Origin of the sequence: Demequina silvatica (assembly GCF_000971215.1) — a bacterium.
GTDB classification, from domain to species: Bacteria; Actinomycetota; Actinomycetes; order Actinomycetales; family Demequinaceae; genus Demequina; species Demequina silvatica.
In genome coordinates, this window is record NZ_BBMA01000003.1 from 345,646 (window position 1) to 366,396 (window position 20,751).

At 73.1% G+C, this 20,751-nt stretch carries 24 protein-coding genes; 15 read left to right on the forward strand and 9 right to left on the reverse strand.

Annotated elements, in window-relative coordinates; genetic code table 11:
* Positions 1–184 precede the first annotated feature (184 nt).
* Genes AOM05_RS05580 through AOM05_RS05595 form a run of 4 tightly spaced genes read left to right on the forward strand, consistent with a single transcriptional unit; the run spans position 185 to position 3,718 of the window.
* Positions 185–835 (forward strand): biliverdin-producing heme oxygenase, encoded by a 651-nt coding sequence (locus AOM05_RS05580; RefSeq protein WP_062520130.1) that lies wholly within the window; start codon positions 185–187, stop codon positions 833–835.
* Positions 835–1,914, forward strand: coding sequence for a heme/hemin ABC transporter substrate-binding protein (locus AOM05_RS05585; protein WP_228373220.1), 1,080 nt, complete (start codon positions 835–837; stop codon positions 1,912–1,914). The genes AOM05_RS05580 and AOM05_RS05585 overlap by 1 nt, the downstream gene beginning before the upstream one ends.
* Complete coding sequence (locus AOM05_RS05590) at positions 1,911–2,951, forward strand: FecCD family ABC transporter permease (RefSeq protein WP_062520132.1); 1,041 nt, start codon at positions 1,911–1,913, stop codon at positions 2,949–2,951. The genes AOM05_RS05585 and AOM05_RS05590 overlap by 4 nt, the downstream gene beginning before the upstream one ends.
* Entirely contained in the window at positions 2,948–3,718 is a 771-nt protein-coding gene (locus AOM05_RS05595; protein ID WP_062520133.1) for a heme ABC transporter ATP-binding protein, read from the forward strand. The genes AOM05_RS05590 and AOM05_RS05595 overlap by 4 nt, the downstream gene beginning before the upstream one ends.
* A gap of 201 nt (positions 3,719–3,919) precedes the next feature.
* On the opposite strand, the gene AOM05_RS05600 is transcribed toward AOM05_RS05595, so the two are convergent.
* Positions 3,920–7,546, reverse strand: a complete 3,627-nt coding sequence (locus AOM05_RS05600; RefSeq protein ID WP_062520135.1) for an HtaA domain-containing protein — start codon at positions 7,544–7,546, stop codon at positions 3,920–3,922.
* 242 nt (positions 7,547–7,788) lie between these two features.
* Here AOM05_RS05600 and AOM05_RS05605 point away from each other — a divergent pair, with 242 nt between their 5' ends.
* The 5 genes from AOM05_RS05605 to AOM05_RS05625 are packed head-to-tail and all read left to right on the forward strand — an operon-like array spanning position 7,789 to position 12,152.
* Positions 7,789–8,850 (forward strand): extracellular solute-binding protein, encoded by a 1,062-nt coding sequence (locus AOM05_RS05605; protein WP_062520259.1) that lies wholly within the window; start codon positions 7,789–7,791, stop codon positions 8,848–8,850.
* Positions 8,847–9,794 (forward strand): sulfate ABC transporter permease subunit CysT, encoded by a 948-nt coding sequence (cysT, locus tag AOM05_RS05610; RefSeq protein WP_082097292.1) that lies wholly within the window; start codon positions 8,847–8,849, stop codon positions 9,792–9,794. The genes AOM05_RS05605 and cysT overlap by 4 nt, the downstream gene beginning before the upstream one ends.
* Positions 9,787–10,596: a sulfate ABC transporter permease gene (locus AOM05_RS05615; RefSeq protein ID WP_062520137.1), complete on the forward strand. Its 810-nt coding sequence runs from the start codon at positions 9,787–9,789 to the stop codon at positions 10,594–10,596. The genes cysT and AOM05_RS05615 overlap by 8 nt, the downstream gene beginning before the upstream one ends.
* A complete protein-coding gene (locus AOM05_RS05620; RefSeq protein WP_082097293.1) occupies positions 10,593–11,639 on the forward strand; it encodes a sulfate/molybdate ABC transporter ATP-binding protein in 1,047 nt (348 codons plus the stop codon). Before AOM05_RS05615 ends, AOM05_RS05620 begins: the two co-directional genes overlap by 4 nt.
* A gap of 9 nt (positions 11,640–11,648) precedes the next feature.
* Positions 11,649–12,152: an RrF2 family transcriptional regulator gene (locus AOM05_RS05625; protein WP_062520139.1), complete on the forward strand. Its 504-nt coding sequence runs from the start codon at positions 11,649–11,651 to the stop codon at positions 12,150–12,152.
* A gap of 21 nt (positions 12,153–12,173) precedes the next feature.
* Here AOM05_RS05625 and AOM05_RS05630 read toward each other — a convergent pair whose 3' ends face one another.
* The 5 genes from AOM05_RS05630 to AOM05_RS14400 all read right to left on the reverse strand — a co-directional run bounded on the left by AOM05_RS05630 (position 12,174) and on the right by AOM05_RS14400 (position 14,926).
* Entirely contained in the window at positions 12,174–13,430 is a 1,257-nt protein-coding gene (locus tag AOM05_RS05630) for an arginine deiminase (RefSeq protein WP_062520140.1), read from the reverse strand.
* A gap of 48 nt (positions 13,431–13,478) precedes the next feature.
* Positions 13,479–13,754 carry a hypothetical protein gene (locus AOM05_RS05635; protein WP_062520142.1) on the reverse strand — a complete coding sequence of 92 codons (276 nt, stop codon included), beginning with the start codon at positions 13,752–13,754 and terminating at the stop codon, positions 13,479–13,481.
* 68 nt (positions 13,755–13,822) lie between these two features.
* Positions 13,823–14,275 carry a CotH kinase family protein gene (locus AOM05_RS05640; RefSeq protein ID WP_062520143.1) on the reverse strand — a complete coding sequence of 151 codons (453 nt, stop codon included), beginning with the start codon at positions 14,273–14,275 and terminating at the stop codon, positions 13,823–13,825.
* 81 nt (positions 14,276–14,356) lie between these two features.
* Positions 14,357–14,587: a TM2 domain-containing protein gene (locus tag AOM05_RS05645; RefSeq protein ID WP_228373221.1), complete on the reverse strand. Its 231-nt coding sequence runs from the start codon at positions 14,585–14,587 to the stop codon at positions 14,357–14,359.
* Positions 14,588–14,752: 165 nt separating this feature from the next.
* Positions 14,753–14,926: a DUF8730 family Cys-rich protein gene (locus AOM05_RS14400; protein ID WP_169746723.1), complete on the reverse strand. Its 174-nt coding sequence runs from the start codon at positions 14,924–14,926 to the stop codon at positions 14,753–14,755.
* A gap of 94 nt (positions 14,927–15,020) precedes the next feature.
* Between AOM05_RS14400 and AOM05_RS05650 the strand changes: the two genes are divergently transcribed.
* From AOM05_RS05650 to AOM05_RS05665, 4 genes are read left to right on the forward strand one after another with little or no spacing between them, the layout of a single operon-like run.
* The gene (locus AOM05_RS05650; protein ID WP_062520145.1) at positions 15,021–15,560 is read left to right on the forward strand and encodes a GNAT family N-acetyltransferase; all 540 of its coding nucleotides are present in this window, start codon (positions 15,021–15,023) and stop codon (positions 15,558–15,560) included.
* 9 nt (positions 15,561–15,569) lie between these two features.
* Positions 15,570–15,959, forward strand: a complete 390-nt coding sequence (locus tag AOM05_RS05655) for a ribonuclease E inhibitor RraB (protein ID WP_062520147.1) — start codon at positions 15,570–15,572, stop codon at positions 15,957–15,959.
* The gene (locus tag AOM05_RS05660) at positions 15,959–16,465 is read left to right on the forward strand and encodes a GNAT family N-acetyltransferase (protein WP_062520148.1); all 507 of its coding nucleotides are present in this window, start codon (positions 15,959–15,961) and stop codon (positions 16,463–16,465) included. The genes AOM05_RS05655 and AOM05_RS05660 overlap by 1 nt, the downstream gene beginning before the upstream one ends.
* Positions 16,462–16,809: a hypothetical protein gene (locus AOM05_RS05665; RefSeq protein WP_062520150.1), complete on the forward strand. Its 348-nt coding sequence runs from the start codon at positions 16,462–16,464 to the stop codon at positions 16,807–16,809. The genes AOM05_RS05660 and AOM05_RS05665 overlap by 4 nt, the downstream gene beginning before the upstream one ends.
* A gap of 6 nt (positions 16,810–16,815) precedes the next feature.
* Here the strand turns inward: AOM05_RS05665 and AOM05_RS05670 are convergent, their stop codons facing one another.
* The gene (locus AOM05_RS05670) at positions 16,816–18,264 is read right to left on the reverse strand and encodes an MFS transporter (RefSeq protein WP_082097297.1); all 1,449 of its coding nucleotides are present in this window, start codon (positions 18,262–18,264) and stop codon (positions 16,816–16,818) included.
* Positions 18,265–18,322: 58 nt separating this feature from the next.
* On the opposite strand from AOM05_RS05670, the gene AOM05_RS05675 reads away from it, so the two are divergent.
* Positions 18,323–18,589 carry a hypothetical protein gene (locus AOM05_RS05675; RefSeq protein WP_062520151.1) on the forward strand — a complete coding sequence of 89 codons (267 nt, stop codon included), beginning with the start codon at positions 18,323–18,325 and terminating at the stop codon, positions 18,587–18,589.
* Between the two features lie 12 nt (positions 18,590–18,601).
* On the opposite strand, the gene AOM05_RS05680 is transcribed toward AOM05_RS05675, so the two are convergent.
* Positions 18,602–18,913: a DUF2316 family protein gene (locus AOM05_RS05680; RefSeq protein ID WP_062520153.1), complete on the reverse strand. Its 312-nt coding sequence runs from the start codon at positions 18,911–18,913 to the stop codon at positions 18,602–18,604.
* A 435-nt stretch (positions 18,914–19,348) separates the two neighbouring features.
* On the opposite strand from AOM05_RS05680, the gene AOM05_RS05685 reads away from it, so the two are divergent.
* Positions 19,349–19,972 (forward strand): thymidine kinase, encoded by a 624-nt coding sequence (locus AOM05_RS05685; RefSeq protein ID WP_062520154.1) that lies wholly within the window; start codon positions 19,349–19,351, stop codon positions 19,970–19,972.
* A gap of 9 nt (positions 19,973–19,981) precedes the next feature.
* Here AOM05_RS05685 and AOM05_RS05690 read toward each other — a convergent pair whose 3' ends face one another.
* The gene (locus AOM05_RS05690; protein ID WP_062520156.1) at positions 19,982–20,671 is read right to left on the reverse strand and encodes a DUF1684 domain-containing protein; all 690 of its coding nucleotides are present in this window, start codon (positions 20,669–20,671) and stop codon (positions 19,982–19,984) included.
* Between the last annotated feature and the right edge of the window lie 80 nt (positions 20,672–20,751).

The following is a 20,751-nucleotide window of genomic DNA, read 5'->3' on the forward strand; positions in this document are numbered from 1 at the left end:
TTCCGTAACGAGGGGTTTTCGCGACGGGATCGGCGCTAGCGTCGGCGAGTGCGGACACAATGGCGTGTCCGCACCTCACTGTGACCCCGGGACGGCCTCGACGATGCGGCCGCCCGGGGTTCTTCGCATCCGGGCCGCGCGGATTTACGTGACACGGCGCTTGCGGAATTGCTATGTTTCAGTCATGACCGAACTCCAGTCCCCGGAGGGGCTCGCCTCGCGGCTGCGCGAGGCCACCGCGCCCGAGCACCGCGACACCGAGAACCGCGGGTTCATCACCCGCCTCATGGGCGGCGAGCTCGACCTTGCCGCGTACGTCCGCTACCTCGCGCAGTACACGTACGTGTACCGGGCGCTCGAGGCCCGCGCGCCGCAGCCGGGGGACCCGGCCTTCCTCGCGGACGAGGCGCTGCGCCGCGTGCCATCCATGGAGGCGGACCTCGAGGCGCTCGGCGTCGCCGACTGGGAGCGGGCCCTGCCCGCGCTGCCCGCGACGCAGGCCTACGTGGACCACCTGCGCGGCCTCGCGGAGGCCGACGTCCCGCGCTACGTCGCCCACCACTACACCCGTTATCTGGGGGATCTCTCCGGGGGGCAGGCGATCGCGAAGCTGGTCGCGCGGCACTACGGCGCCACGGACGCGCAGCTGGGCTTCTACCGGTTCGAGCGGATCGACTCCGCGGTGCGCTACAAGCGTGCCTACCGCGAGCAGCTCGACGCGCTCGACCTGGACGCCGGTCAGGAGGCCGCGCTGATCGCGGAGGCGAAGGCGGCGTTCGGGTTCAACGCGGACATCTTCGAGGCCCTCGGCGCGGACGCGCCCCTGCCCGCGTAGTGGCCGCGCGCACGCTCGCCCGGCTCGCGGTCGGGGCGCTCGCGCTCGCCCTCGCGGGGTGCAGCGCAGCCGGTGCGCCGTCGGGCGGGGCGACGTTCGCGGCGGGCGCGGTCGGGGGCTCCGGGAGCGCGACTGGGCCCGTCACCGCGGTCCTCGCGGACCGGTCCGTCGAGGCGGTCGACCGGGTGGAACCGGAGCTGCCGGTGACGGTCGTGTCGCGCGAGCGCGCCGGCGACCGCGAGGTGACGGTGGCGGACGTCGGCCGGATCGTCGCCGTGGACATGACCGGGGCCATCGCCGCCACGGTCGCGGGCCTGGGGCTCGCCGACGCGCTCGTGGGCCGCGACGTCGCCGCCGAGATCCCCGGCCTCGAGGACGTCGCGGTGGTGACCGGCTCCGGTCACACCCTCACGCCCGAGGCCGTGCTCGCGCTCGAGCCGACGGTCCTCATCACGGACGGCAGCATCGGCCCCTCCGACGCGGTCGCGCAGGTGCGCGACGCCGGCATCCCCGTGGTCTACGTCGAGAACGAGGCCGGGTTCGACGGCGCGGGCGAGCTCGCGCGGCAGGTGGGCGAGGCGCTGGGCGTGCCGACCGCGGGCGAGGAGCTCGCGGAGCGGATCGCGACCGAGGTCGCCGCCGCCACCGCGGACGTCGAGGCGCTCGCCTCCGGCGCGTCCGGGACCGGCGCGAGCGGCGAGGCTCCGCGCATGGTGTTCCTCTACCTGCGCGGCTCCGCCGGCGTGTACTACATGTTCGGCGACGAGTCCGGCGCGGACGAGCTCATCTCAGCGCTCGGCGGCGTGGACGCCGGCGCGGACGCCGGGATCACCGGCATGCAGCCGCTCACCGACGAGGCCATGCTGGCCGCGGATCCCGACGTCATCCTGGTGATGACCAAGGGCCTCGAGTCCGTGGGCGGCGTCGACGGGCTGCTCGCCGAACGTCCCGCGATCGCCCTCACCACCGCAGGCCAGGAGCGGCGGATCGTCGACATGGACGACCACGACATCCTCGCCTTCGGGCCGCGCTCCGCCGCGATCGTCGAGGCTCTCGCGGCCGCGGTCTACGGCAGGTGAGCGGCCGGTCCCGCCGCGCCACGCTGGGCGCGGCGCTCGCGGTCGCGCTGGTCGCGGGGGTGGTGCTGTCCGCCGCCGTGGGCCAGCTCGCGATCCCGGCGACCGAGGTGGTGGGTGCGTGGCTCCGGGGCCTCGGCGTCCACACCGCGTGGGCGCCCGCGGACGACGTCACCACGCAGGCCCTGTGGCAGATCCGCTTCCCCCGCGTCGCCATGAGCGTGCTCGTGGGCGCCGCGCTCGCCGTCGCCGGCGCGGTCATGCAGGCCATCTTCGGCAACCCGCTCGCCGAGCCCGGCGTGGTGGGCGTGTCCTCGGGCGCGGCGCTGGGGGCCGCGCTCGCGATCGTTTCGGGCGCGGCGCTGGGCTCCGTCGCATCCGTCGCGGGCCTCGCGTTCGCGGGCGGCGTGGGCGTCACCCTCCTCGTCTACGCGATGGCCCGCTCGAACGGCCGCACCGAGGTGGTGACGCTGCTGCTCACCGGCATCGCCGTCAACGCGTTCGCCGGCGCCGGGCTCGCGCTGCTGCTCTTCGTGGGGGACTCCGCCGCGCGCGAGCAGATCGTGTTCTGGCAGCTCGGCAGCCTCAACGGCTCGCGCTGGAACGAGGTCGCGGTGGTCGCCGTGCTCACCGCGGTGGGCGTCGCGATCGCGCTCGCGCTCGCGGCCCGCTACGACCTCCTCGCCCTGGGCGAGCGCACCGCCGCGCATCTGGGCGTCCGGGTCGAGCGCCTGCGCATCGTCTCCATCCTGGTGGTCGCCGTCCTCACCGGCGCTGCGGTCGCGTACGCGGGCATCATCGCGTTCGTCGGGCTCGTGGTGCCGCACCTCATGCGCATGGTGCTGGGACCCGCCCACCGGGGACTCATCCTCGCCAGCGCGCTCGGCGGCGCGGTGCTCCTCACCTACGCCGACGTGGCCGCGCGCACCCTGATCTCCGGCGCGGAGCTGCCGATCGGCCTGCTCACCTCCCTGGTCGGCGGGCCGTTCTTCTTCTGGCTGCTGCGGCGCGCGCGGTCGCGGGCGGGAGGCTGGGCATGACCGCTGCGATCCATGCCCGCGGCGTCACCGTCCGCGTGGGCGACGCGACCCTGGTCGACCGGGTGACGCTCGACGTGCGCCACGGCGAGCTGCTCGCGCTGGTGGGCCCCAACGGCGCCGGCAAATCGACGCTGCTGTCCGCGCTCTCGGGCGAGCGGACCCTCGCGGACGGGCTGATCGAGCTCGACGGGCGGCCGCTGTCCGCGTGGCAGCCGGCGCCCCTCGCGCGCGAGCGCGCCGTCCTCACGCAGGACAACCAGGTCGCCTTCCCCTTCACCGTCGCCGAGGTGGTCGCGATGGGCCGCGCCCCCTGGCGGGGCCTTCCCGAGTCCGATAAGGACGATGCGGCGGTCGCCCAGTCCCTCGCGCGCGCCGACGTGACGCACCTGGCCGGGCGGGCCTTCCCCTCGCTGTCCGGGGGAGAGCGGGCCCGCGTCTCGCTGGCGCGCGTCCTCGCGCAGCGCACCCGGATCGTCATGCTCGACGAGCCCACGGCCGCGCTCGACATCCGCCACCAGGAGGAGGTGTTCGCGCTCGCCCGCTCGCTGGCCCGCGCGGGCGCCGCGGTGGTGGTCGTGGTGCACGACCTCTCGCTCGCCGCCGCCTACGCCGACCGGATCGCGGTGATGGACCGGGCTCGGCTCGCGGGGCTCGGCTCTCCGCGCGAGGTGCTGGTGCCCGAGCTGCTCGAGCGCGTCTACGGGCTCGGGGTGCGGGTCATCGACGACCCGGACACGGGCCTGCCGGTGGTCCTCCCGCGCCGCTGACCTCCGCTCCCTAGTTCGCTCAGCGAGTTCGCTCAGCACGGTCCGAGCCGCGACGCGCCGCGCCTCGCGGGCCGATCCGCGCGATCTGCCTGCGTGTCGCGTGGCTGACCGTGCTGAGCGAATTCGGGCCGCGGCGAGCACGGAACAAGAAGGCGCCCCCGGCTGAGCCGGGGGCGCCTTCCGTCATGCGGGGGAGCGGGGTCAGCTCCTGCGAGCCCTCCAGACCCCGAAGCCCAGGCCCGCGCCAGCCAGGACCACGACGCCCAGGCCCCAGATCCACCAGGGGGTGGAGCCGGACGCCGGCTCGACGGCCGCCTCGGTCTCGGTCGCGGTGGTGCCCTCGACGGCGGTCGCGGCGGGCTCCTCGGCCTCCGGCTCCTCGTCGACCGCCACCTCGGGAGCGGGCAGGCCCGCGATGACGCCGGCGCACGCGTCGGCTCCGGTGAGCGTCACGGTGACCGGGTCGAGCTCCTCGCCCGCCGGGTACGTCCCGAACGCCGCCGAGCCCGCCTCCGTGAGCGTCGCCGGCACGTCCGTGATCACCACGGTGTCGCCGTCGACCGTCACGGTCCCGGACTCTATGTCGAGAGCAGCGAACCGCACGCCCTCGGAGTCCACCGACGAGCCGTCCTGCCGGTCGCCGCTCACGTCCACCAGCAGCGTCGCGACGCCGCCCGAGACGTCGAGCACCGGGTTCGCCAGCGTGGTGTCGAGCGCGCCGTCGTGACCCGTGAAGCGCACCGCGCCGTCGAACGCGACCGCGCCCGCGACGGGGTCGGTGTCGAGCGAGCCGGCGCCCGTCCACACGAACACGCCCGGCTCCTCGGTCACGCCGTCGAGCTCCCACGCGCCGTTCGCGATGGTGCCCTCGATGTACGCGCGGAAGGAGGCCTTCACGCCCCACCCGAGCACCGCATCGTCCACCACGCACATGGTGCGTGCGGGGATCTCGACCACGAGCCCGTAGCTCTGCGAGCCCTGGAACGTGAGGGTGTGCGTGCCGGTGAGCGATCCGGGCAGCGAGCCGGTCCACGTCACCACGCCGTCCGCGTCGGCCGTGAGGCCGTCCGCGAGCACCGTCGGGGTCGAGTAGACGACCACGCGGATGCCCTGCTCGTTCGGCTCGAAGCCGCCCACGCGCAGCGTCACCTCGTCGCCCGCGATGAGGCTCGCGAGGGTGGCGTCGTCGATGGTGATGCCGGTGGTCGCCGGCGGGGCGTCCGGGACGTCGGCCTCGGGGGACGATGCGCCGGTTCCGTCCGCGGTCGCGACCACCGTGGTGCCGCCCGAGCCCGCGGTCACCGAGCCGGTGCCGACGGTGAACGTCACCCGGTCGAGCGCGCGCCCGGCCGGGTAGTAGCCGTCGAACGCCGCCGCGCCGGCGGAGGTGAGCGTCGCGGGGACGCCCGCCCAGCGGATCGCGCCGTCGAGCGACGTGCGGGTCCCGGCCGAGAGGTCGAGCGTCGCGAAGTCGACGCGGGTGCCGTCGACGGCAAGGCTGAGCACGCCGTCGGTGCCGTCGAGGCGGACGTACGGGTTCGCCATGGTGAGGTTCAGCAGGCCGTGGTGGCCCGAGAAGGTCACGGCGCCGGCGTACTTCGCGGTGCCGGCCGCCTGCTTGGCCTTGGCGTCGCCGCCCGACTGCAGGAACGTGTACGTCCCATTCGACGCGGTCGCGCCGGTGACCGTGATCGAGCCCTGCGCGATCGAGCCGGTGACGTAGTCGCGGAAGCCCGCGTCCACGCCCCAGGTGAGGCGGCCGACCACGGTGGTGCCGGTGCCGGTGCCGCCGGTCGAGCCGCCGTTGCCGCCGTTGCCTCCGGTGCCACCGCCGCCATCGCCGCCGGACCCACCGGTGCCGCCGTCACCGCCGCCCGAACCGTCTCCCGCGGCGAACGCCACGGGCACGAACTGGTCGAGCGAGTAGTCGAGCGGGAAGTTGTGGTCGAGCCGCAGGAACACTCCGCACGTGACGTCGCCGGTCGCGGCGCACTCGACGCCGTTGATCGACGCGGGCAGGGTGAGCTCGGTCGAGAAGGTCCACAGACCGTCGGTGACGGAGCCGGTGGTGGGCTGGCCGTACTGCGACACGTGCATGAGCCACTGCTGGGTGGCGCCGTCGCACTGGTCGCCGGTGGGGCGGCCCTCGGACTCCACGCAGTACATGAGGTACGCCGAGGTGTTCCTGCCTGCCGTGAGCGCGGGCAGCGTGCCCGTCACGGTGACCGTGTCGCCGTCCGCGAGGCCCGTGGCGGGCGTGACGGAGATCCCGGTCGCGGGCTCGACCACGGGGGTGTCGGACGCGAAGGTGAGCGGCGTCGCGATCTCGAACGGCGCGTGCTTGGCGCCGCCGGCCGCGTAGGTGTAGACGCCCCAGGCGCCCTCGGTCGCGGCCAGCGAGGCCTTGTCGACGGTGAGGGTGGTGGTGAAGCGGCCGTCCGCGTCGATCGCGACGGCGCCGGCGGCGGTGCCGCCGATGGTGTCCACGTCAGCGGCGTTCACGGCCCAGCGGACGTCCGCGTTGGCACGGGCGGACGATGCGGCACCCGCGGTGGGCTGCCACACGTCCGCGTACTTGCCCGCGGCCACGTACACGCCGGTGAACTTGCCGGCGAGCGGCGGGCGGGTGCCCGTGGTGGCGGAGCCGGCGGACAGGAAGTTGCGGCCTTCGACGGTCACGGTGGCGACGTCGTCGAGCTCCTCGGTGGGCGTCACGGTGACGCGGGGCGCGAACGAGAACGAGGTCGCGGTCTCGAACGGCGCGTGGACCGCGCCGCCCGCCGCGTAGGTGTAGACGCCCCAGTTGCCGGTGACGCCCTCGAGGTCGGTGTCCGCGACGTCGAAGGTCGCGGTGAAGGTGCCGTCCTCGGTGAGCTCGATCGCGCCGGCGGCCGCGCCGCCCACGCTCGCCATGCTCTCCGCGGGCAGCGCCCAGAAGGTGGTGCCGCGCGGGCGCGACGAGGGGGCGGCGCCCGCGCTGGGCTGCCACTCGTCGGCGAACTTCGAGACCACCACGTAGACGCCGGTGAACCTGCCGGCGAGCGGGGGACGCGTGCCCGTGGTGGCCGCGCCCGCGGGGGTGAAGCCGGTGCCGGTGACGGTGATGGTGTCGCCGGTGCCGTCGAGGCCCTCGGTGCGGTCGACCGTCACGGCCGGGGCGGCCACGGGCTCCTCGGTGGGCTCCTCCGACGGCTCGGAGCTGGGTTCCGAGGTGGGCTCCGACGTGGGCTCAGCGCTCGGCTCGCCCGACGGCTCCTCGGTGGGCTCCGGCTCGGCCTCGCCCGCGGGAAGCGAGAACGTCACCGGGTCCATGGCCGTACCCGCGGGGTACTGCCCGAACACGGCCGCGCCGGCCGCGGTCAGCGACGCCGGCACGGAAGCGAACGTCACCAGGCCGTCGGCGACGGTCGGAACCGTGCCCGACAGGTCCAGCGAGACCAGCTCGGTCGCGGATCCGTTGACCGTCGCGCTCAGCACGCCCGACGTGCCCGACACGCTCACCGCGGGGTCGGCGATCTCGATGTGCAGCAGCCCTCCGTGCGCGTCGAAGGTGACGGCGCCCGCGAAGGCGCCCGACGCATCGTCCCCCGAGACGTAGGGGAACGAGGTGACGGTGCCGTCGTCGGTGGCCGGCGCGGCGGCCGTGACGGATCCGGCGCCCGCGACGTACGAGCGGAACGAGGACTTGACCCCCCAGCTGAGCGACCCGGCGGCCGTGGCGGCCTGCGCGGGAAGCGCGATCAGCAAGGGGGAGAGCAGCAGCGCGAGCAGGGCGGCGGCCGTGAATCCGGCCGCGCGCGGGCGCGCTGAAGCGACGCGTGTGAGCACGTGATCTCCAGGGTGAGGACGGGGCGCGGGGCGCCGGGAATGGGCAGGTAAGGCTTGCCTCACCGGCACCCTACCGGGCACGACGCATAAAACGCAACATCACCGTTGCGTAAAAAACTCGGGCAGCGACACGCCCGGCGACACGCGCGTGTTGACCTTGCGCCTGCAATCCCCCTAATGTCTATCAAGCCGATAGGAAATAGGCGACAAGCGCCGTTCGGCTCGTGACCTGGGAGGTCGACATGAACGCAGGGAAGCTCAGCACGCGGGGGTGGGTGGCAGGGTCCGTCGCGGCGGGCCTGGTGGCGGTCCTCGCCGGCTGCTCGGGCGCCGCGGACGCCGATCCCGCCGCCTCGGGCTCCGGCGAGGGCGACACCGAGACCACGCTCTCCGTGGTCGGCTACGCCGTCCCGCAGGCCGCCAACGACGCGATCCAGGCGCTGTGGGCGCAGACCCCGGAGGGGGAGGGCGTCCAGTGGGTGGAGTCGTACGGCGCGTCCGGCGACCAGAGCCGCGCCGTCGAGGCCGGCCTCGAGGCGGACTACGTCCACTTCTCGCTCGAGTCCGACGTCACCCGCCTGGTCGACGCGGGCCTGGTGGACCCGGAGTGGAACCAGGACGAGCACAAGGGGATCGTCTCGAGCTCCGTCGTGGCGATCGCGGTGCGGCCGGGCAACCCGCTCGGCATCGACAGCTGGGAGGACCTCGCGGAGCCGGGCGTCGAGATCGTGACCCCGAACCCGACGTCCTCGGGCAGCGCGCGGTGGAACATCCTCGCGGTGTGGGCCGCCGCGCTCGCGGACGGCGCGAACGACAAGGGCGCGGAGGCGTTCACCAAGGACGTGCTCGCGAACGTGGTCTCGCTCCCGGCGAGCGGCCGCGACGCCACCAGCGCGTTCCTCGCCGGCACCGGCGACGTGCTCCTCAGCTACGAGAACGAGACCATCCTGGCGCGCGCGAGCGGCGAGGAGCTCGACTACGTGGTGCCCGACGTGACGCTCCGGATCGACAACCCCGGCGCGGTGCTCACCGACGCCGATCCCGCGGCGCGCGACTGGTACCAGTTCCTCTTCACGCCCGAGGCGCAGGCCGAGTTCGCCCGCACCGGCTTCCGTCCCGTCATCGACGGCGTCGAGATCCCCGAGGTCCCCGGCGCCAACGACCCCGCGGACCCGTTCCCCACGCCCAAGGAGCTGTACACCATCGACGACTTCGGGGGCTGGGAGGTCGCGGCCCCGCAGTTCTTCGACGAGGAGGACGGCACCATCACGCAGCTCCTCACCTCGCTCGGGGTCGAGGAATGACCACCCCGGTGAGGGACGATGCGGCGGTCGCCGCATCGTCCCGACCCGGGGTCGCCGGTGGGGACGGGGTCGGGCGGCCCGGTACGTCACGCCGGCGCCGGGGCGGCGGCGCGCGGGGCTCACATGCCTCGAGCTCGCGCGGCGTCGCCCCGGCAGCCCCACCGCTGAGCGCGGGCGCCGGGCTGGGCCTGGGCCTCGCGGTGCTGTGGCTCAGCCTGCTAGTCCTGCTCCCGCTCGCGGCGGTCATCGCGACCGCCGCGGCGGGCGGCTGGGACGGCGTGGTGCGCGTGCTCACGCAGCCGCAGACGGTGGCCGCGATCCGGCTCACGCTCGAGCAGGCCGCCCTGGTGACCGTGGTCAATGCGGTCATGGGCACGGCGATCGCGTGGGTGCTGGTGCGCGACCGCTTCCCGGGCAGGCGCGTGCTCGACGTGGTGATCGACGTGCCGTTCGCGCTGCCCACCGTGGTGGCCGGCCTGGTGCTGCTCGCGCTGTACGGGCCGCAGAGCCCGCTGGGCGTCGACATCGCGAACACCAAGGTCGCCGTGGCGTTCGCGCTGGCGTTCGTCACGCTGCCGTTCGTGGTCCGCACCGTGCAGCCCGTGCTCGAGACGCTGGACCGCAGCGCCGAGGATGCGGCGCGCTCGCTGGGCGCGTCGGGCTGGACGGTGTTCCGGCGCATCGTCCTCCCCGCCCTCGCGCCGGCCATCGCCGCCGGCGCCGCCCTGTCCTTCGCACGCGGCGTCGCCGAGTACGGCTCGCTGGTGCTCATCTCCGGCAACCTCGCGATGCGCACCGAGGTCGCCTCCGTCCGCATGCTCGGCTACATCGAAGGGGGAGACATGGCCGCCGCCGCCGTGGTCGCCACGTTCCTGCTCGCCATCTCGCTCGCCGTCACGCTGGGCCTGGGGCTGTTCAACCGCGTCGGAGGCCGCCGTGGCTAGGCGCGGGCCGGTGGCGCTGCGCGTGGTGGTGATCGCCTACCTGGTGCTGCTGGTCGCGTGGCCCGTGTCGCTCGTGTTCACCGGCGCGTTCGCGAACGGCCTCGCGCCCGTGATCGAGACGTTCCGCGACCCGCTGGTCCTCAACGCGCTGCGCCTCACCGCCATCGCGGCGGGCTGGGCCGTGGTGCTCAACACCGTGTTCGGCGTGGGGGTCGCGCTGCTGCTGGTGCGGCGCACGTTCCCCGGGCGGCGCCTGCTCGCCGCGCTCGTGGACCTGCCGCTCGCGGTCTCGCCCGTGGTGGTGGGGCTCGCGATCGCCCTGGTCTACGGCGCGAAGTCCGGCTGGCTGGGCGTCCCGCTCGCGAACGTGGGACTGGACGTCATCTACTCGACCCCCGGGATCGTGCTCGCGACCACGTTCATCGCGCTCCCGCTGGTGATCCGCGAGATCATCCCGGTCCTCGAGGAGGTGGGCACCGAGCAGGAGCAGGCCGCACGGTCCCTGGGCGCGGGTCCCTGGACCACGTTCCGCCGCATCACGCTGCCCGCGATCCGGTGGGGCCTCATCTACGGCGTGGTGCTGTGCCTCGCCCGCGCCGTCGGCGAGTTCGGCGCGGTCAAGGTGGTCTCCGGCAACCTGATCGGCCGCACCCAGACCGCGACGCTCACCGTCGAGGAGCTGTACATGAACTTCGACCGGGAGGGGGCCTTCGCCGTGGCCGCCGCCCTCGCCAGCGTGTCCATCATCGCCATCGCCATCGTGGGCCTGCTGCGCGCCCGCACCGAGAGGAGGACCTCGTGAGCATCGAGATCCGTGACGTCACCAAGACCTTCGGGTCCTTCACCGCGCTCGACGACGTCTCCGTCGCGATCCGCCCCGGCTCGCTCACCGCGCTGCTCGGCCCGTCCGGAGGCGGCAAGTCGACCCTGCTGCGCATCATCGCCGGCCTCGAGACCGCGGACTCCGGCGTGGTCACCATCGACGGCGCCGACGCGACGCGGCTGCCGCCGCAGAAGCGCGGCGTGGGGTTCGTGTTCCAGCACTACGCGGCGTTCCCGCACATGTCCGTCGCGCGGAACATCGCGTTCGGGCTGGAGATCCGCAAGCGTCCCAAGGAGGAGGTCCGCGCCCGCGTCGACGAGCTGCTGCGCCTGGTCCACCTCGAGCAGTTCGGCGACCGCATGCCGTCGCAGCTGTCGGGCGGCCAGCGCCAGCGCATGGCGCTCGCCCGCGCGCTCGCGGTCGAGCCGTCCGTGCTGCTGCTCGACGAGCCGTTCGGCGCGCTCGACGCCAAGGTCCGCAAGGAGCTGCGCGACTGGCTGCGCCGCCTCCACGACGAGGTCCACGTCACCACCGTCTTCGTCACCCACGACCAGGAGGAGGCGCTCGAGGTCGCCGACGAGATCGTGGTGATCAGCCAGGGCCGCGTCGAGCAGACCGGCTCGCCCGACGCCCTCTACGACCGCCCCGCCAACTCGTTCGTCATGTCGTTCCTGGGCCCCGTCACCCAGCTGGACGGCCGGCTGGTGCGCCCGCACGACATCGAGGTGCTCGGCATCGAGGTGCGCGACGCCGTCGCCGGCGTGGTCGCGGACGTCCAGCGGGTGGGCAACGAGGCGCGCGTGCGCGTCGGGGTGGGCGGCGCCCCGCCCGTGGCCGTGGTGCTCACCCGCGCCGAGCTGCGCGCGCTGGGCGCGCGGGTCGGGGACACCGTCTGGCTGCGGCTCGCCGCCGGCGCGGCGACCCTGCCGGTGGACGATGCGGCGCTCGCCGGATCCCACCCGGCCGCCGGGGTGGGGGAGGTAGGTCGCGCGCTCGCCGGCGCATCGTCCCCCCGCGGGTAGGGTGGCCGCATGCACGTGACCGCCAAGGGAGACTATGCCGTGCGGGCCGTGGTGGGCCTCGCGGAGGCGTACCCGGCGCGCGTGCCGGTCGCGGTGCTCGCGGAGCGCTTCGAGATGCCCCGCAAGTTCCTCGAGACGGCGCTCGCGGACCTGCGGCGCGCCGGGATCGTGCAGTCGATGCGCGGGCCCGAGGGCGGCTACGTCCTGCACCGGCCGCCGTCCGAGATCACCGTGGGCGAGGTGGTGCGCGCGATCGACGGCCCGCTCGCGGACGTGCACGGGCTGCGCCCTCACGAGGTGGTCTACCCCGACGGGCTCCAGCACATGCAGGAGGTGTGGGTCGCGGCGCGTGCCGCGGTGCGGATGGTGTTCGACGAGGTGACGGTGGACCAGCTGGTCACGGGCGCCTTCCCGGACCAGATCCGCGACCTGTTCCTTCACGACCAGGCCTGGGAGCCGCGCTCCGGTCCGCAGACGCCCACGCTGCCGAGCGGGACGCCGCCCGCGTCCTAACCTTCGCGGACCGGTGCGCGCCTACGCGTCGCGCAGCAGCGGCTGCGTCATGCAGTGCGCGCCGCCGCGGCCGCGGCCCAGCTCCGCGCCCACGATCTCGATGACCTCGACGCCGGCGTTGCGGAGCTCGTCGTTGGTCTGGGTGTTGCGGTCGTACGCGACCACCACGCCGGGCTCGAGGGCGAGCAGGTTGTTGCCCGAGTCCCACTGCTGGCGCTCGGAGGCGTAGCGGTCCCCGCCGGTCGCGATGACGCGCAGGTCAACGCCGAGCGCGTCGCCCACCACGTCGACGAACGGCCGCTCCTCGCGACGCACGTCGAGCATCACGGGCGCGGGCGCCTCGCGGATCACGAACGTCTCGATCTCGTCGATGATGCCGGGGAAGACGGTGCACAGGTCGCGGTCAGCGAGCGTGAACACGGTGTCGAGGTGCATCGCCGAGCGCAGCCGTGGCAGCTTCGCGACGATCACCTGCTGCGCGCCCTCCGCGAGGAACAGCTCCATCGCGAGCTGCGTGATGGCCTGCCGGCTGGACCGCTCGGACATGCCCACCAGGACGGTGCCGTTGCCGATCGGCATGACGTCGCCGCCCTCGAGCGTCGCGAGGCCGTGGTCGAACTCCGGGTCGCCCCACCACACGTTGACCGCGTCGCCGAACTCGGGATGGAAGCCATACACGGCCTTCATGAGCAGCGTCTCGGCGTGGCGGGCGGACCAGAACAGCGGGTTGAGCGTGACGCCGCCGTAGACCCACGAGGTGGTGTCGCGCGTGAAGAGCGTGTTGGGCAGCGGCGGCAGCAGGTAGTCGCGCATGCCGGACTCCTCGCGCACCAGCTGGATGCCGGGCGGGGAGAAGTCGCGCGGGAGGTCGAGGGTCGAGAGTCCGCCGATGATGTGGCGCGCGAGCTCGTCCGACGGGAGATCGTCGAGGTAGGCGCGGATGTCGACGGCGAGTCCCATCCCGACCTCGTCGGGCGTGACCTTGCGGTCCAGCAGCCATGCGCGGGCGTGGGGGATCGCGAGCGTCTCCGCGAGCAGGGTGTGGAGCTCCATCACCTGGATGTCGCGGTCGCGCATCAGCTGCACGAACTCCGCGTGATCGCGCTCCGCGTTCTCGACCCACATGACGTCGTCGAACAGCAGGTCCTGGCAGTTGGACGGCGTGAGCCGGTGGTGCGCGAGCCCGGGGGAGCACACCAGCACCTTCTGCAGCCGGCCCACCTCCGAGTGGACGCCGTACTCGGGCAGCGTGATCGCCGGGGCCTGCATCTCCGTCATGGTGGGGTTCGCGCCTTCCTCACGGGTGATTCGAACCTAGCAGGGGCGTCAGTCGGACGATGCGTCGGCCGGGTCGGTCTCCGGCGTCACCCCGAGCGCCGCCTCGATCCGCGCGAGGGCGGTCGCCTGGTTGCGCGCCATGCGCTCGAGCATGAGGACCACCACGAGCAGGGGCACCTGCGTGACGGCGCTGATGAAGAAGGTCGGGATGAAGGTGGTGTCGGCGTCGACGTCGGCCTGGCTGGCCGCGACGAACGCGACCACGAAGGCCGAGCCGAGGATCCAGACGATGAAGAACGCGCGGTACGTGCGGAGGTTGTCCATGCGCTCATCCTGGCGCGGGCGACGGGCCAGGTAAACCCTGGGATCGCGGGTTGCCGTCAGGCGGCGGATCAGGCGGCGGGCGCCGGCGCGAGGCGCGGCGTGTGCTCGCGCAGCACGCGCGCCCCCACGGCCGCGCCGAAGTCGGCGGCGTCCGCGTCGACCAGCGCGGTGCACAGCCGCTCGAGCTCGCGGTCGACCAGGTCCGCGAAAGCGGGGTGCGCGAGGAAGCGGTCGGCGAGCACGCGTGCGGCGGAGGCGTCGCCCAGGCCGGCGCGGCTGCCGATCGCCACGTCCAGGGCCCAGTCCACGACCGCGAGGCGGGCCGTCGACGGGTCGTAGCAGACGTAGGCGTGGCTGCACGGGGTGGAGGGGGCGTCGTAGTTGTCGACGATCTCCTGGAAGGCCAGGTAGGTCGCGAACGCGTCGACGTCGAGCGCATCACGCAGCGCCGCCGCGAAGGCGGCGTCGTCGGCGCGCTCCAGCGAGGCGAGGATGTCGGTGACGGAGGCGGTGGTGTCCATGCCCCTCATCCCATCAACGGACCCTGAGAGCCGCCTGAGAGCGGGCCGGGCGTTGCCGGGGAGCGGGAGCGGAGCCGGCGCTCAGCGGTACCCCATCGCGCGACGCGCGTTCACGTTGCGCACCTGCGACGGGATGGTGAAGAGGTCGACGATCCAGCCGATGAGGAAGAGTCCGCCCGTGAGCAGCCACAGGATCCCGCGGCCGATCTTCCCCATGTAGAAGTGGTGCACGCCGAACACCCCGAGGAAGAACCACAGGATGTAGGTGATCGCGGTGTCCTTGGGCGGGAGCATCGGTGCCGGGACGGTCATGGTGGGCTCCAGGAGAGGCGGTGGGGGACCACTGTCGAGCCTAGTTGGCGGCGACGCGCCGCGACATGGGGGAGGACCCGGAGACGCGAAGACCCCCGCCGCCTCATGGGCGACGGGGGTTCCTCCCCGGAGGGGCTGCCGGCGACGGGAGCCGGCCTCGCGCGATCAGCGCGAGAAGATCGAGCCGAAGATCGAGCCGAACGAGCTCGAGCCCGAGCCGCCCTGGTCGCAGCTGCAGCGCTGGTCCTGGGGGACGCCGGCGAGGGCCTGGTCGACGTGCTGGCCGCAGCCGGTCCACGTGGGCTTGCCGCACTGGCGGCAGGTGATCCGAGAGCACATAGGGGTTTCTCCTGACGTAGGGTCGCTTTCCGCGATCCAGTATGCATACCCCTGGGGGTATATGTCAACACAGGTTGTTGGTAGCGTCGGGGCCATGGCAGACACCGCGACGGAGCAGCAGGACACGCCGGTCGGGCGGATCGTGATGCAGGCGCCCGTGGCCGCGATCCTCGCGGCCGCCACCCCATGGTCGCACGTGCGCGCGATGGTCCCCGAGGACATCCCGTGGCTCGCGGCCGCCGTGTGGGACGCGTACCCCCACCGCGGGCCGTACCAGCCCACGTGGGACGAGGTGGTCGCCGAGACCCAGGGCATGTTCAAGAACGAGGCGGGCGACTTCATGCCCGTCGCCTCTCCGGTGGGCCTCACCGAGGACGGCTCGATCGCGGGCACCGTGACCGTGGTCCAGCGGTGCACCCTGCGCGACGACCTCCCCGACAGTGCCTACGTCCTCGACTGCATCACCCTGCCCGACCACAGGCGAAGGGGGGTGGCGGCGGGACTGCTCGCCGCATCGTCCCGTGCGCTCAAGGCGGTGGGGGAGACCCACCTCGCGCTCACGGTCGACGTCGACAACGCGCCCGCGAGGGCGCTGTACGGGAAGCTGGGATTCGTGGAGCTCATGCGCCGCTAGCGTGGACCCATGGGATTCCTGTCGAAGGTGTTCGGCGGCCGCAAGCGCGTCGAGCCGCACGGCCTGTGGGCCGAGGATCAGGAGCAGCTCGACGCGCTCGCCGCGCGCGGCGGCGATCCTGCGGGGCCGAGGGAGTCGGAGTTCTTCATCTCGTTCGGCTCGGACGTGAAGGCGAAGGCCGCCGCCGATGAGCTCCGCTCGCAGCGCGTCATCCACGAGCTGGTCGAGCCCAGCCACGACATCCCCGAGTGGATGCTGTTCGTGCGCGCGTATCGGACGCCGCTGCTGCCCGACTTCCTGCGCGAGCGCGTGGACCTGTGCGAGGACATCGCGTCCCGCTACGGCGGCGAGTACGAGGGCTGGGCCGGCCTCCTCACCGACGAGGAGAAGGGCCTGTAGTGGGCTACCGGCTGCGGCGCTGGACGGACGCGGACCTGCCCGTGCTGGTCGCGGCCAACGCGCCCGCGATGATGGAGCACCTCGCCGGGCCGGAGACGCCGGCGCGCGTCGCGCGCCGCCACGAGCAGTACATCCGCGGCTGGGACGCCGGGCGGCCCCGCATGTTCACCATCCGGGGGGACGATGCGCCGGTCGCGTTGGGCTCGATCGGCTGGTGGGAGTCGGAGTGGGCGGGCACGCCCTGCCTCGAGACCGGGTGGATGGTGCTGCCCGAGCACCAACGGCGCGGGGTCGCGAGCGCGGGGGTCCGGCTGATCATCGAGGACGCGCGCGACCACGGCACGCAGCCGCTGCTCATGGCGTGCCCCAACGTCGACAACGCCGCGTCCAACGCCCTGTGCCGGACCGTCGGCTTCGAGCTGCGTGGAGAGCTCGAGGACGAGTACCGCGGGGTGCCCATGACGCTCAACGTGTGGACCTACGACCTGCGCCTGGAGGCGTCATGACCGCCGCGATGACCGGGCCGGACGGCACGCCGCTGCCCGCCCACGCCGTCCGCAAACTCGAGAACCGGGCGTGGCGCTGGAAGACCTCCTGGTGGATCCTGCCGCCGCTCGTGTCGCTCGGGGTGTTGTGCTGGGTCGGGTTCTTCTGGGCCGGCATCAAGACGGCGAAGCCCCTGTACTACGTCTCGGGCGGGATCTGGCTGGTGATCTCGCTGCTGGTGATCATCCTGCCGCCTGGCGGTCACACGGCGATCATCGCGATGGCGTGCTTCTCGCTCGCGACGGCGCAGGCGGTGGTGATGAATCGGCGGTACCTGATCGACCGGGCCGTGCTGGACCTGTAGGGGTGCTCAGGCGACGGGCGCGTCCTCCTGGGCCACCGCGTCGTTCCTGATGCCCGCCCAGCTGATGGCGCCGGCGATCACCATGAACGCCCCTGTGACGATGGTGGCGCGGCGGAAGCCGTCGAGGTCGAGCATGCCCCCCACGATGGTCCCGATCAGCGCGACCGCGACCAGGCCCGCGATGCGGGCGACGGCGTTGTTGACGGCGCTCGCGATGCCGGAGCGGGACGTCTCTATCGCGCCCAGGATGGCCGAGGTGAGCGGGGCGACCATGAGCGTGAGCCCGATGCCGAACACGACGATGCCGGGCAGCACCTGGGTCCAGTAGTCGAAGTCGTCGGACACGGCGACCAGCATGAAGGAGCCGAGGCCCATGGTGAGCGGTCCCACCGTCATGAAGATCCGCGGGCCGTAGCGGCCGCCCCACGTGCCCACGCGCGAGCTGCCGAGGATGAGGATCACCGTCGCGGGCAGGCTCGCGAGGCCGGCCGCGGTCGCGGTGAGCCCCGCTCCCTGCTGGAGGTACACGCTCACGATGAACCCGTTGAGCGCGAGCGCCCCGTACGCGAACCAGGTGGTGAGGTTGCCCCACGCGAAGTTGCGCGCCTTGAAGAGGCCGAGCGGCAGCATCGGGTCGGGGATGACCGCCTGGCGCCAGATGAAGGCCGCGAGACACGCGACGCCGCCGACCGCTGAGGCGATGATCGCGGGGTGGGTCCAGCCGAGGTGCGGCTGCTCGACGAGCGCGTACACGGCGGCGCCGAGCCCGATTGCGCACAGCGCGGCGCCCAGGTAGTCGACGGTAGCGCCGGGGCGGCGCACGTCCTGATGGCCCGCGGCCTTGAGCCGGGCGACCAGCAGGAGCGTCACGGCGATGGGGACCACATTGATCCCGAAGGCCCAGCGCCACGAGGCGTAGTCGGTGAGGAGGCCGCCGAGCAGGGGGCCGGCGACGAAGGCTCCGGTGGTCGCGCCGGTCCACGTGCCGATGGCCTTGGCCTGGGCGGCGCCGCGGAAGGTGCTCATGATGAGCGCGAGGCTCGACGGGACCAGGAGCGCTCCGGCGACGCCCTGCGCGAAGCGCGCGCCGATCAGCACGCCTCCCGTGGGAGCGAGCGCGATGAGCACCGACATGGCGCCGAATCCGATGAGACCGACCGTGAGGACCCGCAGCCGTCCGAAGGTGTCCGAGAGGGAGCCCGCGACCAGGATGAGGGCGCCGAGCGTGATGAGGTACGCGTCGGTGACCCACTGCTGGAGGGAGATGCCGCCGCCGAGGTCCTCCGCGATCGCGGGCAGTGCGACCGTGACGATGCTGCCGTCGAGGAACGCGACGAAGCTGCCGAGGATCGCGATCCAGAGGACCGTGGCCTGGGTGGTGGTCGCGCGCGGCGGCGCCGCGTCGGGTGCGGGCGGGTCGGATGCCGGGGTGTCGGGCGCCGGGGTGTCGGCCATGCGTTCAGGTTAGGTCGCCGTTGACGGTTCCGGCCCGGTGACGCATGGTGGAGGAACCATGCGCCAGTCCAGCGAGCCCGCCGCCGACCTCTCCGACGCCACCGCGTCGTCCGAGGCGGTTCCCGCGTCGCGGGCCGCGCGCCACGCCGCTCACCTGCGTGCGATCGCGGACGCGGCGGCCGAGGTGACGGCTGCCTACGAGCGGCTCACCGAGACGGTCGCCGACGCGCGTGCGGCGGGTGAGCCGTGGTCCGTCATCGGCGCGGCCCTCGGGACCTCCGCGGCGGACGCGAGCCGCCGCTTCGGGGCGTCCGAGGGCGCGTAGGAGGCTCCTCCGCTACGAGGCCCGTCGGGCCGTGGGCGCCTCGCGCAGCGCGAACCAATGCGTCGCGCGCTGCCGTGCCTGGTCGGTGAGGACGGTCCAGGCCTGCGGGACGTCGCCACGCTCGCGGATGGCGCGGTCGAGGTAGTCGCGCAGCAGCCACACGTCCGCGGGGTCCGAGGCCGGCCCGACGCGGAGGGTCTCCTTGAGGCGGCGCTCGCTGAACTGCAGGTCCTCGAGCACCTGCTCACGGGTGATGCCCGCGCGCTCGAGGTTGGCGGTGAGCTCGACCCCGGTACGGGCGACCTCGGTCCGGTTGAGCGACATGCGTGCTCCTTCTTCTGGTCGGCGACGTTGCCGACTGCTCGCGGTGAGCCCTAAGAGGATGACACCACTTCCGGGCGCTCCTGACCAGATCTGTGGAGAGGGCTGGTAAATCCGGGTGGCGAATCCGGGACGGGCGGTGCGTCTCGCCCCGCTCGCGCTATTTATGCACTTTCGCGCGCCGCGCGGCGTTGCATCGGCCTCTCCGGTTCGGGTCTATAGCGATTAGCAGGTGCTTTGCAGGGCTGTACGGCAGCGAATCGTCGCGCACCCGCCACTGCGCCCGCGAGGGCGTATGAAAGTGCACAAATACCGCGAGCGGCGGGCACCGACCCCCGCGACCCCGCGCGGCGGGGAAGTGCGCCCGCGGCAGCGGTGCGGGCCCGCCGCCCGGCGCCAGTAAGGTTTCACTCGCACACGCGATGAGAGGGTCCACAGGTGGCGAAGCTCTACTTCCGATACGGGGCGATGAACTCGTCCAAGACGGCGCTGCTGCTCACCGCGGCCTACAACTACGAGGAGCGCGCGCAGCACCCCGTCATCGTGAAGCCGGGGATCGACACGAAGGCCGGCGAGGCCGTGTCCTCGCGGATCGGCGTCGAGCGTGCCGTCGACGTCCTGCTCCCCGCGGAGGCGTCGCTCGAGGGAGAGCTGCGCGCGCATCGTCCCTTCGAGCAGATCGACGCGATCTTCATCGACGAGGCTCAGTTCCTCACCCCCGCCCAGGTCGACGAGGCGTTCGTCATCGCCGTCCAGCACGGCATCCCGGTGCTCTGCTACGGCCTGCGCGGCGACTTCATGACGCGGTCCTTCCCCGGATCGCTGCGGCTGCTCGAGATCGCGCACTCGATCGAGGAGCTCAAGACCATCTGCCGCTGCGGGTCCAAGGCGATCTTCAACGGCCGCGTGGTCGGGGGAGTGTTCGTGAGCCACGGCGAGCAGGTCGCGATCGACGGCCAGCAGGCCGAGTACGAGTCGCTCTGCGGGCGCTGCTACCTCGAGAAGGTGGGCCCCGTGCAGGCCGCCGGCGCACCCGAGCAGGAGCGCCCTGCGCTGTTCTGACCGCGCGCCTCAGTCCTGGTCGCGGGGGACGATGCGCCGCTCGCCCGCGCGCACCGGTACCTGCCAGCGGTTGGTCGCCGGCGGCAGGACGCACACGAAGTGCGGGGAGAAGCGGCTGGGCGGCAGGTACGCGCGGTTGAGGTCGACCGTGACGCGGCCGTCGGGGCCGGGTGCGGGGATGCGGATCATGCGGAACTCGTATGAGGAGTCCCGGTCTGCATCGCTGGCGTCGGAGAACGCCGCGAAGAGATCGTCGCCGGAGCGGTGGGCCAGGAGCTCGAGCTCGGTGCCGGCAAGGGCGAACCTTACGGTGCCGGCGTAGACGGTCGTGGAGAGGTAGCCGTCGACCGCGCGCGTGGGCGTCGGGTCGGAGGGCGTCGCGTCGAAGCGACCCGGGACCGCCATCGCGGCGTCGTAGAGGTAGCGCTCGATGAACTCGACGCCCCCGTAGTTGAGCCGCTCGGGGTCGTATACCCGCACCGCGACCTGACCCTCGCGTTCGAAGCGGCGCAGCAGGAGCGAGCCGAGGGTGGCCTCGGCCGGGACGCCGGGGTCCGCTCCCGTGGTGAGCCACACGGTGCCGGCGAGGGTCGCGAGGCCGTGAGGGCCGAATGCGGCCGCGTCGCGCGCGGCGCACCACGCCTCATACGCGGCGTAGTCGGCGGCGGCGGGCGAGGCGGGTGAGGCGGGTCCGGTCATGGAGGCCATGGTCGCACCCGCGTCCGACACCGGATCCGGCGCAAATTGAAACATTGCTGTAACCCATGGTTGCCAAAAGA